The sequence below is a fragment of the Lederbergia sp. NSJ-179 genome, assembly GCF_022867885.1.
GTDB lineage: Bacteria > Bacillota > Bacilli > Bacillales > Bacillaceae_C > Lederbergia.
On the sequence record NZ_JALIFP010000018.1, the window covers coordinates 1 to 16096 of the forward strand.

Sequence of the window (16096 nt, forward strand, 5' to 3'; positions counted from 1 at the left end):
AATAACAGCTTTCTTCCATTGCCTCAATTGATTAACATGAATTCCGTGATCAGAAGCAATTTCGCTTAGTGTTTTTTCCTCCTTCAAGATTTCTAGCACAATTTGAGATTTGAATTCTGATGTATATCGTTTTCTTTGTTTCATAAACCTACTTTAACATCTCCTCATTTCGTGTCTAGTTTCTTGGGTCCATTATAAGGTTTTGGTCCCACGCACCAAATTTCTTGGAATCAGAAGCACAGGAAGTTGTTCCTTCCCCCCATATATCTGTCATTTTATTTCGCAAAATGGCATTAACAATCTTAGCAATAGCGTTACGTAAATTGTCTTTATCAGGGTAGAGGACATCCCGAATAATTCCGTCTGGATTATCTAACGCTTGTTCAGCCATTTGGAACAATAGATTGTTTTTCCCATTTACCTTCCTTAAATTATGTATCAATTCTTTATCCACTTTACGTTCGGCCCTAACATTAATACGATGGATAATTTGTATAAGCAGCTCAATCAGACCGTCCGTAATTTCTGCTCTTCGAATCCAAAAGAAGGAAGATAAAAGAGTATAGCGAATTTCCGGTGGATGCCGACGCAATTCGCGAATATCCTCGGTTGCTGTACGCCTTCGATATTTCTTTAAAATTTTAGGTGATATATCATTAAATAAATTATAGGGTAATTGCAGCCCTTTTATGGTTTGAAGCTTATGTAGCTCTTTGAAGACCGTTTCTAATCCAACGCGCCCAGGGTCGGACTTCAATTCATGAAACGTTAATGCTTCTTCAGATTCTGGGGAATCATCAGTTTTTTCTCACTGATTAATTAATCTATCTAGTCCCTCGAAGGTCTGGTTAGAAAGCCTTTGATAAATAGTAGTGAAAAATTGTTCTTCGTAAGAGTAGATAGCAGAGCGAATAAGACGCTCTACTCGATCTGGGGTGGGAGGTACAATTTTTAATTCTCTATATTGTTGATATAACTTGTCCTCAACATGGTTGAATTCATGGCTATGATGTAAAACGTGCTTACACAGCCAGTTTGTCATCAAATTTACATCCTGTTTAGTAGCTTCGCGAAATCCAAAATAAGTGCGGATTTCCGAACGATGATAAGTAATGGTACGTCCGGTCCAATCATATTCAGAAAAATATCGGGCTTCATTTCTAGCTGCTTAGCTATGTATTCTATAACTGTTTTAGGTATCTCACTTTTTGTATGAGGGAACCTAGCTTCGTATTTGTAAGTTGTTCAATTTGGGTATCAAGGTTCTGGTCTTGTGAGCTTACTCGAGCATATCCATAGATCATTTTTTGTCCTTTAATATGTATTTTTGATAGGTGTTATTGAGAGTCTATCAAGCTAATAATATCAAGGAACCAGATTTCTATCAATAGGGTGTACCCTATTGATAGAAAATAGACTGATCGGTTTTTACCGTTCAGTCCATAAATAATTATCTTACTCCAGAAAAGTGCCCTTTAACGGCAAAACATTTTATATCTTTGTACAAACTAAGGGGGATTTATCCGTGGAAAGTGATATAATATCCATCAGGATCTTCTACTGTAAACACCTTACCAAAGGGACTGTCTGTTAAATCCTTAACAATCTTCACTTCTTTGCCACGCACATCATCATATCGTTTTTCCACGTCAGGAACGGAAAACCAAAGTGCGACTCCCCATCCAAGCTTGCCTGCTCTGTCCAAATCAACCAAAGGTTTTCTAATAGCAAAAGAAGCGCCCTTTTCATTTTTAAAGACATAGGCTCCTGGATTTTCATTTTCAATTTCAAAACCAAAGGTATTCTGATAAAATTCACGTGATTTTTCAAGATCCCTTACCTGAATAGATGAAAAGTCGAGTTGCGGTGTAGCCATGTACTTCATCTCCTTTAATATTGTGGTATATATTAGCATTTTGTATCTTGAACGATTTTATACTACTCTATTTTGTAAATGCACCCAAAGCACGAAGATAATGGGCCCAATATCCTTTCCAATTTCCATAATGATTAGCAATCACCTTAACATCCTGATCACCTTTATAAGTTTCCGAAAACACCTTTAATAGCATTTTTTCGCTAACAGGTAATCGTTCCATTCTCCCAATCCCTCTGATAAGAATAAACGAGGCTGACCATTCACCGATTCCTTTAATGGCTTTTAACCAGTATTCAACTTCATCATAATCTCCGTCGGTGAGGAATTGTTCATCAACATTGGAAAATGCTTCGCAGACTGACATCAAATATTGGGTCTTTCGCTTATTTTTGATCGTCTCTGCTACTTCTTCCTCGGAAGCCCTAAGGATATTTACCGGCTCGGGAAATGCAGAATAACATTGATTGTCTATTTCTAGTGATTGACCAAAATTTTCACAGAATCTCATCTTGATTTCCTTGGCGATATTCGTGGGCGTCTTTTGGGTAAAAATCGCCCAGCAGGCATTTTCAAAAGGAGTAAGAAATTTAACCTGATGATAGCCATATAGTTTTTTATTAATGTGTTGGAACCACGGATCTTCCGATGCCAAAGTATAAAATTCCTTGAGATCATCAGATAAACTTAAAAAATGATCGATTTTCTTCTCAAGCATTTTTAAGCTCTTATCCGAGATATCCTTGTCTGAAAATATGGTGTATATCAATTTTGGGTTTTCAATACCACCTTCTGATTGTAAATCAAAGACAAATATTTGATCATTCATTAAAATGGCTTTGGTTAGATGATTTTCATTCAGTGTTTGTTCTTTTTTAGTTGGGGGAAATCCACCTAAAAACCTTATGGTTTTTTCAAAATCAAAAGGGGCTTTAGGGAATAACTCACCCATTTTCTTGTACAACATTAAAAATCACCTTTTTCCATGGGTTCCAAACCCATTAACAGTCACAATCGAATTTTCTTCCAATACGATTCATTATTTTTCCTTCTTCGATATGGTTGTCCATACCCTTAATAAAATCGATTTGAGTTCCTTTTGCTCATTGACTGAAATCCCTGAAAGAACATCCAATTCAATAGTTTCGAGATAATGCTCCCCCTACCTTAATTTCTCCTTGGCTTGTTTCGTGACCCTCAACGCAAAAAATCCCCTATTTTTTGGATTCCTCACTCGTTGCACACACTGGATTTCCTCCAAATAATCAATATGAGATACCATTGTTGTACGATCAATTTGGAGGGCTTCCGCTTGTTTTTGTGAGGCTTTTGGATGTTCTTCTAAATATTGAAGAACCCCAAATTGCCCACGTCGTCGGTGATGATGCGTACAGAAGCAAAATTCACGAAATACCATCCTTTCTATAATAAACGATACAATTCCGTATTCTATCATCCCTCCAACCGATGTAAGATATACTACTTCGCATTTCTCTCACTCCTTTATGCTTACTTACTCCGATTATAAAATAACGCTACTGACAACAGTATGTCAGTAGCGTTTTAACATTTTTTTAGCTTCCTCACGAATCCAATTTCGAAACGATTCAGGCTCTAATACTATCACACCCGCTCCCCAGCCAAGCACCCATTGCAACACTTCTTCCAGTTGACGAACGCGTATGACCACATCCAATCCATCTTGATGCTCTTCCATATCCTCTATGTAATAATAGTTAGATTCCTTCACCTTATCTGCGATGTCAAGGTTAAATCGGAGACGAACCAGCAAGTGCCGATCATCCGCAGGAGTATAATCCCTAAAGTTAAAGTGCCCCGGTATTTTAAATCGTTCTTCCAGTTCGATAAGTTCCGTCATTCTGGATAATCGGAAATGGCGAATGTCTCGGCGCAGATCACAATGGGCCACAAGCATCCACGATCCTTGAACGAGCACCAATCCATAGGGAGCAACGTTACGAACACTATGGCGATTCCCCTCGGAATCTGCAAGTCTTTTTACATAATGAAAGCCAATTTTTCGCTTGTCTAATATTGCCCGACGGATCTTTTCTAGATATTCCTTTTCTTTTGGCGGCAGGGCCTGTTTATCGGAATTGAGCAAACGCATAGCGTTGCGTACACGAGATGTTTCATTGCGAACGCTTTCCGGTAGAATGGTCTCGATTTTGCCGCGAGCGGCTTGCGCCTTGACACGATAATCATCATCAAATCTTTGTTCGATAAAGTCTGTTCCAATCAGCAAGCTCACGGCTTCCGGTACCGTGAAACTGATCGGCGGCAGGAAATAGCCATCCATCAGGGAATATCCTGTACCAGGGGCTCCTATGATCGGCACGCCCGCTTCACTCAGCGCCTCAATGTCGCGGTAAATGGTCCGCACGCTAGTTTCGAATAGGGTCGACAAATCTTCGGCCCGTACAACTTCTTTACGTTGTAGCTCCAGCACGATGGCAAACAATCGGTCTGTTTTGTTCATGGGTTGCCTCCCTTGTTGTTTATTGCAAAATAATAGTACCACATCTTAATGGAGAAGATGATTTGGTGGATCTGGAGTTGCTGGACATAGATGTGTATCGGCATCTATATGGTAATCCAAAATCAGGACAAGGTTTCTTGGGTTATTCCGTTAACGCGCCCGTTGATTGAAGACTTGAATTCAAGATAATTTCATTGTCGGGATATTTTTTCACATCCATCCTATTTTGTAAACGCACTCCACCGATTCAAAATAATGGTTCAATAAACTGTAAACAAAAGCGCCAATACTGTTGAAGCAATGTGAAATCCATCGTATCATACATATCATAATGAAGCTTGTTATAAATCTCCCACGAGTCTTCTTCCCACCATCTTGAATCTCTCCGGTTCATCATCCATCGGATTTTATCAATATCTAGCATTTAAGGTCACTCCTTTACTTTGCCAAAGACACATTTCCAACGTCCATACCTATTGCGTTATGTATATCCAAAGTAGTTGGCGGCGGCGCTTGTCCTTCGACACAGAAAATAGCATACCACCTGTTCCCTTGCTGCCATTTGTTTCACTTTGATGTGAGGAACATCTTCCAGCAAATCGGTTGGAATGTGTTGGTTTATTAATCAATTCCGACGTACAATTAAATCGTTGAGGTGTGATAAAGTGGCTCTTTTCGCATCCTCCTTCAGTTCATTCCACGGACTATAGGCAGAGCCCTCGGGAATCTGAAAAAGCTGATCTATATTCTTTTTTTGTTCATCATTTAGTGTATGGTCAATCTGATGATAGATGGAACGATAGGATTTGTTTCGAACATCATTGGCTGCATCCTTTAAGGTATTAAAAACGGGCAATTCATAACGTTGACTTATTAATTCCTCAATCGCAGCATTAACTAGGTCAGCTGGGTCATCCTTGCTAAAGGCTAGTTTGCTCATTGTTTCAATCAAAATGTTATGGGCCTCATGATCAAATGGCCGAAGCTGAAGTAATCCCGAACAAAGCGAAAATGGCGTTTGGACGTTCTTGTTTCATTATACGTTTTCCATTCTTCTTTTGCAGACAAAGGCAAGTAAGCTTTTTTCGCAATATGTACGACAATTGCTTCTGGAATATCGACAATACGGATAAAAAATCCAAGCTTCTGTACAGTTTTAATTAAAACGAGTAAGGCTAATTGCTGCAAGGTCCCTTTAGACTTAACTTCTGCCCACTCTATTTCATTCATTGCTGGGGTGTACACTTCTTCCAAATCCTTCTCGGTTAGATTACTTTTAAACCGAGGGTAAATGGTATCCTGAATACTTGGCAATTCTTATCCCTCCTCACTTATCTGAATTTTTTGATTCCCTATTTTATAATAAATAAAAACCTATCATTTTGATAGGCTCGGCTGTTAATTACATTATTTCCCATAGTGGCCCCTCAATCTGCGAATCGTTTCCGTACCCCTATTGCGGGTGGTGACAGCTTCGCTGATACTACCCCGATATCCTAAAAGTTCTTACACCAGAAAGGAGATCAGATCACAGATAGGGTTACATGTTTAGAGCAAGCTACGGGCCTTCTTGCGTTTGCGAAATGAAAGTATGTATAAATCAATGGTCACAACGGAAGGCATGTGTCGTCGGACATGGGAATTTTTGATTTGCAATGCTTATACGATTCTTATAATGGGATCGGTAGTAGGAAATAAAACGTCGAAGAACCTTTCCGCTCTTACCTCTTTTAGTTTTTAGTGTATAAGTGGGAAAGCAGTTCTCTGTTTTTCTCATCAAATTTCGCATTGTGTGAAGATACATAAATCTCTGTATATGCATCTGGCTTAAGATACAGCTTTGCTTGGTTCACTGCATTTGCTGCGTCATTGTATGCACCAGCGATTAATCTTACCTTTCCATCAAATGAAAGAATATCCCCAGCAGCATATAAACCAGCTATGTTCGTTTCTGCTTTCCCAGATCCTTTCACGAAAAAGTCACGTTCCAGTTCTATTTGTAATGGACTTTCTTTAATAAATTTCAGTTCTCTGTCATAACCGTAATTAATGATTAAGTCATCCACTTCAAACCGAACCTCTTCTCCGGTTTTTTGGTTTTTTGTCAAGATCTCTTTGATACGACGACCGTCCTCGTCAGCAATTAGTTTCTCTATCTTCGTATTTTTATAGATCCCAGCAGAGGAAGCTTCCAGATGAGCAATGTGCGCTTCCATCGCTTTGAATTGCTCACCACGATAAATCAATGATACTTTTTCTGCGATGGGTTCCAGTTCATTGGCCCAGTCGATTGCTGTATCTCCGCCACCGGAAATGACTATTTTCTTGTCTTTAAATGCCTCAAGGCTCTGAACCGTATAATGAAGATTGCTTACTTCAAAACGGTCGGCTCCTTCTATATCCAATTTAATTGGTTCAAAGATCCCTCCACCAGTTGCCAAAATAACCGTTCTGCTAACGTATTTATGTCCTGTATGGGTTGTTACCACAAAAAGCTCCTCTTGATTCTTTTCAAGCTTTTCTACTTTTTCATTTAAAATAATTTCTGGATCAAATGTACGCGCCTGCTCTTCCATTTGCTTCATCAATTGAGCGCCGGTAATCGGTGTTATACCTCCTACATCCCAAATCATTTTTTCGGGATAGACATGAACCTTACCACCGAGCTTAGGTTTAAATTCGATAATGCGAGCGGATAAATCTCGCATCCCACAATAGAAAGCTGCATATAATCCTGCTGAGCCACCACCAATGATCGTTACATCTTTGCATTCTGTCATCATCTAACAACCCTTCCTAAGTTTAAATTTCTCGTGTACTCCTTAGCATCTTTTTTTATATTTTTCAAATTTAATGTTGGTTCAAGAGCATGCTATCGTCTAATAAGTACCACAGAAGGTATTTCTGAAACTGGGTCCTCTATCATCTGAGCTAATACAACTAAAATAGAATCGCATCATGTGATAATGATTCTCATTATCACAGTTATTTTATCCTCAAACTAATACATTGTCAATATAATTATATTTAATGATATTTAATGGGCGTTTTGTAGCCTATTTGATGAATATAACCAATCATCAAACTTTTAAAAAGTTTGACTGTTTCATCTAACTTATGCTATATTCGATTATAGCATCAAACTTCTCTATACCTTGGATAAAGAAGGAGCTGTTTCTTCATGTCAAATGAAGTCTCTGTCTTCATCATGGATATAAGTAATTCGTCTAAAGAAAATTGCGGAAATGAATTAAGTGAATATCTGGAGCAATTAAAAAGTGACATTACTCAGTGGACACAAAATACGGCTGTGACAAAGATTAGTCACCGTGCCGGCGATGAATTGGTGGTTATAAGCAGCGGCTATGCAACGGCATATACACTTGCTTTTTATATAAGCCGGATTTGGAAATTCACCAATCATAAACCTTATTTTGGATTATCAATTGGCGATATTCAAGAGGATGTAAGTGAAATAAACATAGAAACTTGGATTCATCCATTAATGAAACAAGCAAGAAACGCCAATGATTACCTGAAAAAACAACAGAACAGACCGCTATTTCACTTTGCATTACCGGATTTTTCAGATGAACAAAGCTTCACCATTTTTAGTAAACAGTTTGAGACACTAATCAATACGATCTTAACTCTAAAACAGGAACAAATGAACGAGCAAACCGAAATACAATCCCTCGTCTGTTCTTTATATGTCATGCTCGGCCAACAAAATAAAGTGAGCCAATATCTCGAAAGAACAACAGCTACAATATCCCATCATATGAAACAGGGGAAAACGCAAGTCATCTTACATGCTTTTTATGACATTGTGAAGGTATTGGATTCATTAGGAATGCAAGATAAGCAGCATCTGACAGATAAGCTGCAGACAAACATTAAACAACATATCAGGAATCATCTAAACGATTATTTTCCTAAAGAAAGGAAATTATAATGACTGTACTATTGCTATTTCTCGCCCATTTAATCGCTGACTTTTGGCTGCAATCAGACCAGATGGTGAAAAATAAAATAAAACATCTGAAAAAACACTTACTTCACCATCTACTGACAACAGGAATCGCACTTGCAATTATATGGGGATACCAATACGAATTTCAACATATAAACTCCTACTTTATTCTGCCTTTAGCTTTTATGATGATCACGCACCTTTTGATTGATTTATCAAAAATAAAATTATTAGACTCCATTCCAAAAAGCACAACGGATAATATGAAAAGGCTCGGATACTTTCTATTAGATCAAGTATTACATGTCATTATGATACTCATAGCTTGTATTCTCTTTTTTTCTATGAAAGTGACAGAAATGACAGCAAGTTTGTTAGACTTATATAGGACAAGTAGTTTAAGTATGGTCAACACAGTATTATTTCTGATCATCATTTACATTTTGGCGACAAGTGTCAGCGGCCATATCGTAAAATATATCATCGGCTCCTTGCCCTCCGAGTTTGCAAACTTTGAAGGCGAACTGACATTGAACAACCAGATCAAGGCTAGACAAGAAAAAAATCAACTAACAACAGAAAGTAGTTTCACGGAGAAATATCATTATTTTACCTACTCCACCCCACTTCGTTCGCGCGGAAAATTGATTGGTTATATAGAAAGATTGCTTGTTATTATCCTTACAGTAATTGGCGCCTACCCATCCATTGCTTTTATTATCGCTGCTAAGGCGATTGCACGCTTCAAACAGTTGGATGATCGAAACTGGGCGGAATATTTCTTATTAGGTACACTGTCCTCTATTTTTCTTGGGTTAGTGCTTGGACTTGTTGTACAAGGTGTCCTTATGTAAAAGACAGGGAGCCAGTAATTAAAATGGCTCCTTGTCTAAAATTTAATACAGCCTGTAAAACACAATGTGAGAGCCTATAACCGTTGATTTGATCAATTTATTCATAAAGACCTATGTCCCGTCGGCGTGATTCCCCATGGAGATAGACAATCTGTTCCACGTATTAATTTGGATAATGACCATTACCAGTTCAACATATTCTTTTTCACTGAAATATTTTCTTACCTGCTCATACAACGCATCACTGACACCATTTTCTGAAACCAGCGTCAGATTCTCTGCCAACTCAAGCGCCACCTGCTCTTCCTCAGTAAATATCCCTGTTTCTTTCCACTTCTTTAATTCATCCGTCTTTTAATCGGATACTTTTAATTTTTTGGCTGCTTTGGTCATTCTTATGACGATTTGGTAAAAGCTTTTGAAGAAATAAGCCGATTTAACTTTTTAGGTAGGAATTAAAACTAGTTTAAAGAAAGATGAATACTAGCTATGCTTTATTTAAAACTGGAAAGCCAAAACAGACTGCACTCCTTTATCATAATTATTAGAATCATTCTATCAGCATTTTAAAAGTTTTGTAAGAGTATACGAGGACTTTATTTCACAATTTGACCCTATACATAAAATAAACCAATCGCTAAAATCCAAACCGCTGCTGTCATCAAAACAAATGTTTGTGCGTTCCCTGAAGCTTCAAAAACCTTTGCCCACTCACTTAGGTTGATCTTGCATGCTGTGTCATATAAATCCTTATCGCTAGCTGAACTTAAGTAAGTAATATTTTTCAAATGCTCGCTTCAGCATATGTGGCATCATGCCACTCATTGTCCATTTTAATGTTCCTGGTTTAGACGAAGTATTCATGATAAACATGGCACCTTCTTTTCCAATCTCCATTATATAAAGTGTGTCGTGTTGGAATAACATAAGTGGTTCATGCTGCATCTGTTTGATGATATTTTCAGCAGCAAGTGCGCCCTGGAGCTCAGCAGCACGCCCTGTTTTTGTTCCTTTAATATTATTTGCATCACCAACAACAAAAATATTTTCCCATTGTACGGATTGGAGCGTTTCATGAACAGGTAGAATGCCATTCTCATGCTTAAAATCTTTTGATGATGGAATATATTCCTTCCCTTTATAAGGAGGTAAAACGAGTAAAAAAGAATAAGGCAGTCGTTTTCCATTATTCAAATAGATCTTTCTGTCATCTACCTTTTTAATTGAAACATTACAATGGTACGTTATTTGTTTTTCCCTCATTAATCCTTCAAGCTGCTCTGTCGGCTCTGTTCCTTTTCCGTCAAAAAGCTCTTTTTCATATGTGAAAAACGTTATTGGGCATTTGATACGACGCCCACTAAGATACGTATATAACTCAAATAAAAACTCATACGCAATACCTGGGTTTGGATTCTCCTGCGCAACACCTATGACAATGGGTTCACCTTCTTCCATTTCTTCCAGCCTTTTTCCTGTTTGAAGAGCGGATGATAGATCATAGACAGATGCACTCATTTCCTCTAATCCTTTTATTCTTGCCCAGTCTGGAGAAGCACCTGATGCAAGTATTAAATAGTCGTACTCAATGATTTCATTATCATTACATATAACATGATTTTGTTTTGGCTTAATGGCTTGAACACGTTTCTCAATGAACGTAACACCGATCTTTTCAAATGTTGGACGAAGTGGAAAGGTGAATTTATTAATGCTATGTTTGTGAAAAGGCAGCCAAATTAAGGATGGACGAAAAACAAATTCAGCCTTTTCAGAGATAACGATGACATCATGTGGAGATTTTTTTAATTTTTTTCTAATCTCAATAGCCGCATTTAATCCTCCAAATCCACTTCCAACAATAACAATATTCATAGCGATCACTTCCATTTTTTTTAGTATTTTCTAAACCATACCTATTTAAATCTAACGTTCTCAAAAATGATGGATTCCCAACAATCTGTTATTTCTTTATTTTTTTGTCTTCCCAAGGTTCAAATGAAAATGGAATACGAAGCATTTTAGCCGTTAATTCGTCGTAAGATACTAAGTCTTTTTTTGATAGCTCTTTTAAAGAGCGTTTTCCCATCGCTCTTAATGCCATTTTCATTTCTTCAATACTTGCTGTTAAGAATTTTTCTGCTGATTGAGTGCCTTCATCCATCTTAAATTGATCCTTAAATTTCCCTTGATTCCAAACGACTTGTGTAGGTGGTTCAAAAGGTAGTGGAACAAGAGATTGAGTATGGGCAACTGTAAATAGGATGGTTGAACCTATATATACAGCATCAGCACCTAGTGCAAGTATTTTTAAAAAATGCCCCGGGACAAATAATCCTCCCGATGCAATTAAACTAATTTGATCCTTTTTATTTCTCTTCTCCAGATGATTGGAAGCTCGGAAAACTGCATGTAATGTAGGAATCCCAAAATCATCAGATAAAATTGGCGGGGCGCCTAGGGTTGCTGCTTGTCCACCGTCAATTGCAATATAATCCACTCCAATGTAAATTAAATGATCAATATCTTCTTCAATTTTTCCACCAGCCCCAATTTTAGCGCCAATTGGAACTCCCCCTGTTAAATGACGGAGTTCATCAACCAGTTCTTTCAAATCATCTAGTGTTTGATCTTCAAAAAAATTATCGTGAATGACTGCATCCTCATTTTCCTTTAGTCCCATTATCTTGCGGGCACGACCTGTTAAATTTTCAGGTGAAATTTTTCCTCCCGTTCCCAATAAGGCACCCTGCCCTAATTTAACTTCAATCATATCGGCTCGTTTAATAAGATGCTCTTCCTTTGACCATTCTGTTTTAGAAAATTGCAAAATATACTTTCCAGCAGCATCTAATTCTTCAGGAAAGACGCCGCCTTCACCGGAGTTAATAGCCGTTCCTGCATTCTTAGCTGCTCCTGCCAAAGAAAGTCTCACTTCCTCGCTTAGGGCAATACCGTAGGCCATGCCGCTAATCATAAGTGGAATTTTTATTTTCATCGGCTTTTTCGCTTTTGGTCCAATGGTAACGACAACATCTACCTCTTCCTCACCATCTATGGGAAATGGAGACGTTTGTGCAGGGATAAACGTAATTGTATCTAAATTCGGCCACGTTTTTGAGGAACCAAGCGGACGATGGAGAACATCGCCTGTTTCTGCACGTAAACTATTTTCAATTATATTTTGAATACCCATATGTCGTAGTCCTGGTAGTAACTCCATAATATTTTCTTGATAACTATCGGTTAGAATGATTTTTCCCATTTGTTTAACTATTCGTTTCATGATCCAACGCCAACCAACAAGTATTATTAAAATAAGAACAAATAATAGGGATATCAGTACAAAAGACACATAATCTAAAAAGTTCGGCATAATCACTTCTCCAATATGGAATAAATTAAACAGTCATTTTCCATTATTGCCCAAGAGGAGAAATAATTATCATTTGATATGAAATTGCTCTCTCAGCTACATCGGGGATAGTATGTATTAATCTTTCCTTTACGGAAAGACTAAAAAAATCTTTAAATCGTATGATATTTAATGTAGTTGATCCCATTGCTTTATACTTATTTTCTTGACTTTTGGTGCTTATTTTCTTGTAAGAAGGAGGTCATTTATATGAACTTATTAAATAATATCGATCATCGTCCTTTTCCTGTCCCTTCGAAAAAGTGGATTATGCGACAAACTTGGAGAAATCTATTGTTTTTGCATTGGCCTGTTCCACTTGAAAAATTACGTCCACATATTCCTTCTTCCTTACAAATTGACACCTTTAATGGATCCGCATGGCTAGGCATCATTTTATTTGTTTTAGAGGGGATTTATCCACTTGGAATATCAAATATTTCCCTTACACCTAAATTTCCAGAAATCAATGTAAGGACATATGTTACATGCAATGGAAAACCCGGTATTTATTTTATGTCCATTGATGTTGAGAATTGGGCATCCTTAAAGATAGCAAAGAACTGGTATCATCTACCCTATCATTCGGCGAAAATTTCTTTTCGAAAAGAAGGTCAAACCTTTCATTGCCATAGTATTCGTAAAGGAAACGATAATACTCCTGTATCATTTAAGGGCCAATACGTTCCTGTATCAGAAGTTTATTATCCAAAAGAAGGGACGCTGGATCATTGGCTCACTGAGCGCTATTGTTTATATAGTTCGAATAATGGAGTCAACCTCTATTGTGGTGAAATCCACCATCGTCCTTGGCCGCTGCAACAAGCAGAAATACAAGTAGATAGGAACACCCTTTTTACACCTTATCAATTTGACCTTTCTGAAGTAAAACCGATCGCTCATTTCTCAACAGGTGTAGATGCGCTCATGTGGAATATAAAAAAAATACAGATCAAGTAAGGATAGAAAAGGGAATTTCGTTTTTTTCAACGTTTATTCATTTCGAGAGTATTGAAAATTATATTATTTATTAAGGAGGAACTTGAGCTTAATGGTTAAGTTTAATAAGAAAATTGCATTTTCGCTCGCCACATTTATTTTACCCTGGTTAACTGTCCCTTTTATGGGGAGAAGGAATTTTTTTAGGTTTTTACCTGTTGCAAGTTTTATCAATTTATTTTTAAGTGTATTTAGTCTCATTTGTAACAAGAAGAAATGGTGGAAAACGAATAACCCTATATCTCCAGGGCCAATCGATTTTACGTATATTTTAGGTCCTTATTTTGTCGCAACACTATGGATATTTAGATTAACGTATGGGAATTTCCGCAAGTACTTAATCACAAATATGGTATTAGATTTAATTAACGCATATCCTATGCCTTACATTGGGAATAAATTTGGAATTGTCAAATTTAAAAAGATGACACATACTGCTTGGTATTTTATCAATGTATCCTTAGCCGTTTTCATCTATGTCTTTCAGTCCCTTGTAGAAAAAGCGATTAGGAAAAGCAGATAGTTTTAATTAAGTAGGTACAAAACGTATGCACCTGTTTTGCGATGTAAAAACTTTTAGGGGCCTGACGGAGCTGAGGGAACCCGAAGAACGAATCGGTGTTGGTGTAAGCAAGCTGGCCCCGCAAGTTTGCTAGTCGCTAGGTGATTCTAAATGAGAACTTCCGGTGTCACGAATCACCCGCAATTTCTTAAGAATAGAAAAGCATACTTCCATGAAAGAAGTATGCCGGGAATAACTATTCGTCTAGTTTTTTCCAAACGTCCCACTTGCCAGATTCAGAAGGTTTTTCTCCACGAGTCCACCACTTTGCTTCGTAAAGAACACCGTTATCATATACTTTATCCCCTGCAACATATACTTTTGAGGATTGCCATTCTGAGATATGATGAGGGTCTTCATGCTTCATTTCCTTCCAAACATCCCATTCGCCGGAATCAGAAGGTTTTTCACCGCGGGTCCACCATTTTGCCTCATACGTCTTACCTTTATAGTTAACACGATCCCCTGCAACATATACTTTGTCTGCAGACCAGTTTTCATATTGCTTTTCCTTAACAATAGAGAAAGTTTCTAGATGTTTGTTTTCATTTGACTTCGTAGTTGTATAGGATGTGTTAAAAGTTATTTTCTCATCCGTAACCGTGACTTCACTATATGTCATCTTATTTCCCTCTGGTGAGGCTCCATCTTCTACATTTGTATTTTTAACATCAAGGAAATCATAATTAGGAATAAGCGGATCACCAGTTGCGACAGAGTAATTTTTAGGATTATAAAATTTTAAGCCGCCTGAAGCGATTGTATAATATAACGGTGCATCAGGTGAAAAAACAGTGAAAGGGTCGGCTGGATGAACGAGTTCAGCATTTTCCTTCGTACCATCACCATTTACAAAACCGCGGCTGTATACATGATCATGACCGGAGAGGACAACATCAATTTTTAATTCATCCAATACCGGTGAAAGCGCAATGCGAAGTTTCATAATATCTGAGTCGGTAATGTGGCTTGCCCCAGAATAAATCCCTTTATGGAATAAGACGATTTTCCATTGCTTGTCACTAGCCTGCATATCCTCTCGCAACCATTTAATTTGCTGATCGATCTCTTCATCAGTTATATTTTCTGTATTTAATGATGCAAAATGGGCAGGGCCATAATCGAATGAATAAACATAGGGAAGCTCAAGATCTGTATTTTGCTTTCCGCTCTCTGGCGAAGGAAAATAATGGTCTAAGTAAAGTCCGCTGGCACTATCATGGTTACCAATGACAGGGACCATAAATGTATCCTGGTAAAGATTATGGGAAACATCAAAGAAAGTATCCCATTGATCTGGATTATTTGCTGTGTCTGTAAAATCTCCCGCTAGATAAGTGAAATCAACTTTATCCTTTAATTGTTTTGTCGCATTCTTTAACATCTGTTCTGTTTTCTTCCCATCACCTGATGCAGTATTAAATTGGGTATCTGAGATATAAAGAAAGGAAAAACCGTCTTCCGTGCTGGCAGTCTTAAACTGGCCCTGCTCACTCCATCCCTTTTCTGAACCATCCCCTACGCGGTATAGGTATTTAGTATTTTCTTTAAGAGAGCTAGCAGTAACTTTGCTATAGGCACGTCCATTTCTGAAGGTAATATCACTACTTGAGAAAACTAATTTGTTCTTAGATTTGAACCCTTTAGGATCTGATTTCTCAACGATTTGAGCAACAGCCTTTGTAACCTCCTGATCATGTGTTTCCCAGGCGAGTGTCATGCTGTTATTAGGGTTCTCCGTGACGGTGGAAGTAATGACCGACGGCGGGATCTCTGCCGCAAAAATAGGCTGGGCTGCACCGATAGACAGAGCTAAAACCGAACTTAATAATATACTAGTTTTGAATTTCAAGTAAATTCTCCTCCTATATTCTTATTCTTTATCAGTATAATGGAATAATATTTATTGTTTATGAA

At 37.7% G+C, this 16096-nt stretch carries 17 protein-coding genes and 2 pseudogenes; 4 read left to right on the forward strand and 15 right to left on the reverse strand.

The window, feature by feature from the left end:
- The 11 genes and pseudogenes from MUB24_RS13765 to MUB24_RS13815 all read right to left on the reverse strand — a co-directional run.
- Positions 1–144 (reverse strand): transposase (locus MUB24_RS13765; RefSeq protein WP_244705165.1); only part of this gene is annotated, 144 nt, incomplete at its 3' end.
- A 31-nt stretch (positions 145–175) separates the two neighbouring features.
- A complete protein-coding gene (locus MUB24_RS13770; protein ID WP_244705023.1) occupies positions 176–592 on the reverse strand; it encodes a Tn3 family transposase in 417 nt (138 codons plus the stop codon).
- 216 nt (positions 593–808) lie between these two features.
- On the reverse strand, positions 809–1114 hold the full coding sequence (locus MUB24_RS13775; RefSeq protein ID WP_313898451.1) for a DUF4158 domain-containing protein: 306 nt from the start codon (positions 1112–1114) through the stop codon (positions 809–811).
- 91 nt (positions 1115–1205) lie between these two features.
- Positions 1206–1304: pseudogene (locus tag MUB24_RS23495) on the reverse strand (recombinase family protein); the annotation flags it as partial.
- Positions 1305–1519: 215 nt separating this feature from the next.
- Positions 1520–1876, reverse strand: coding sequence for a VOC family protein (locus MUB24_RS13780; RefSeq protein WP_244705025.1), 357 nt, complete (start codon positions 1874–1876; stop codon positions 1520–1522).
- A gap of 67 nt (positions 1877–1943) precedes the next feature.
- Positions 1944–2843: a DNA-3-methyladenine glycosylase family protein gene (locus MUB24_RS13785; protein WP_244705027.1), complete on the reverse strand. Its 900-nt coding sequence runs from the start codon at positions 2841–2843 to the stop codon at positions 1944–1946.
- A 195-nt stretch (positions 2844–3038) separates the two neighbouring features.
- Positions 3039–3332: a MarR family transcriptional regulator gene (locus tag MUB24_RS13790; RefSeq protein WP_244705029.1), complete on the reverse strand. Its 294-nt coding sequence runs from the start codon at positions 3330–3332 to the stop codon at positions 3039–3041.
- Positions 3333–3428: 96 nt separating this feature from the next.
- Positions 3429–4376, reverse strand: coding sequence for a helix-turn-helix transcriptional regulator (locus MUB24_RS13795; RefSeq protein ID WP_244705031.1), 948 nt, complete (start codon positions 4374–4376; stop codon positions 3429–3431).
- Between the two features lie 247 nt (positions 4377–4623).
- Positions 4624–4800 carry a hypothetical protein gene (locus MUB24_RS13800; RefSeq protein WP_244705033.1) on the reverse strand — a complete coding sequence of 59 codons (177 nt, stop codon included), beginning with the start codon at positions 4798–4800 and terminating at the stop codon, positions 4624–4626.
- A gap of 201 nt (positions 4801–5001) precedes the next feature.
- Positions 5002–5690: pseudogene (locus MUB24_RS23690) on the reverse strand (DUF4158 domain-containing protein).
- Positions 5691–6106: 416 nt separating this feature from the next.
- Positions 6107–7159, reverse strand: coding sequence for an NAD(P)/FAD-dependent oxidoreductase (locus tag MUB24_RS13815; RefSeq protein WP_244705039.1), 1053 nt, complete (start codon positions 7157–7159; stop codon positions 6107–6109).
- 398 nt (positions 7160–7557) lie between these two features.
- Here MUB24_RS13815 and MUB24_RS13820 point away from each other — a divergent pair, with 398 nt between their 5' ends.
- Together MUB24_RS13820 and MUB24_RS13825 are read left to right on the forward strand one after the other, a co-directional pair.
- Entirely contained in the window at positions 7558–8331 is a 774-nt protein-coding gene (locus tag MUB24_RS13820) for a hypothetical protein (protein ID WP_244705040.1), read from the forward strand.
- Positions 8331–9203, forward strand: a complete 873-nt coding sequence (locus MUB24_RS13825; protein WP_244705042.1) for a DUF3307 domain-containing protein — start codon at positions 8331–8333, stop codon at positions 9201–9203. Before MUB24_RS13820 ends, MUB24_RS13825 begins: the two co-directional genes overlap by 1 nt.
- 111 nt (positions 9204–9314) lie before the next feature.
- Here the strand turns inward: MUB24_RS13825 and MUB24_RS13830 are convergent, their stop codons facing one another.
- From MUB24_RS13830 to MUB24_RS13840, 3 genes are all read right to left on the reverse strand, one after another.
- Positions 9315–9488, reverse strand: a complete 174-nt coding sequence (locus MUB24_RS13830) for a carboxymuconolactone decarboxylase family protein (protein ID WP_244705044.1) — start codon at positions 9486–9488, stop codon at positions 9315–9317.
- A gap of 471 nt (positions 9489–9959) precedes the next feature.
- Positions 9960–11078 (reverse strand): NAD(P)/FAD-dependent oxidoreductase, encoded by a 1119-nt coding sequence (locus MUB24_RS13835; RefSeq protein WP_244705046.1) that lies wholly within the window; start codon positions 11076–11078, stop codon positions 9960–9962.
- Between the two features lie 88 nt (positions 11079–11166).
- Positions 11167–12579, reverse strand: coding sequence for an FMN-binding glutamate synthase family protein (locus tag MUB24_RS13840; protein WP_244705047.1), 1413 nt, complete (start codon positions 12577–12579; stop codon positions 11167–11169).
- Positions 12580–12828: 249 nt separating this feature from the next.
- Between MUB24_RS13840 and MUB24_RS13845 the strand changes: the two genes are divergently transcribed.
- Entirely contained in the window at positions 12829–13578 is a 750-nt protein-coding gene (locus MUB24_RS13845) for a YqjF family protein (protein WP_244705049.1), read from the forward strand.
- A gap of 91 nt (positions 13579–13669) precedes the next feature.
- Positions 13670–14140 (forward strand): hypothetical protein, encoded by a 471-nt coding sequence (locus MUB24_RS13850; protein ID WP_244705051.1) that lies wholly within the window; start codon positions 13670–13672, stop codon positions 14138–14140.
- Positions 14141–14375: 235 nt separating this feature from the next.
- Here the strand turns inward: MUB24_RS13850 and MUB24_RS13855 are convergent, their stop codons facing one another.
- Complete coding sequence (locus tag MUB24_RS13855; protein WP_244705053.1) at positions 14376–16031, reverse strand: metallophosphoesterase; 1656 nt, start codon at positions 16029–16031, stop codon at positions 14376–14378.
- Between the last annotated feature and the right edge of the window lie 65 nt (positions 16032–16096).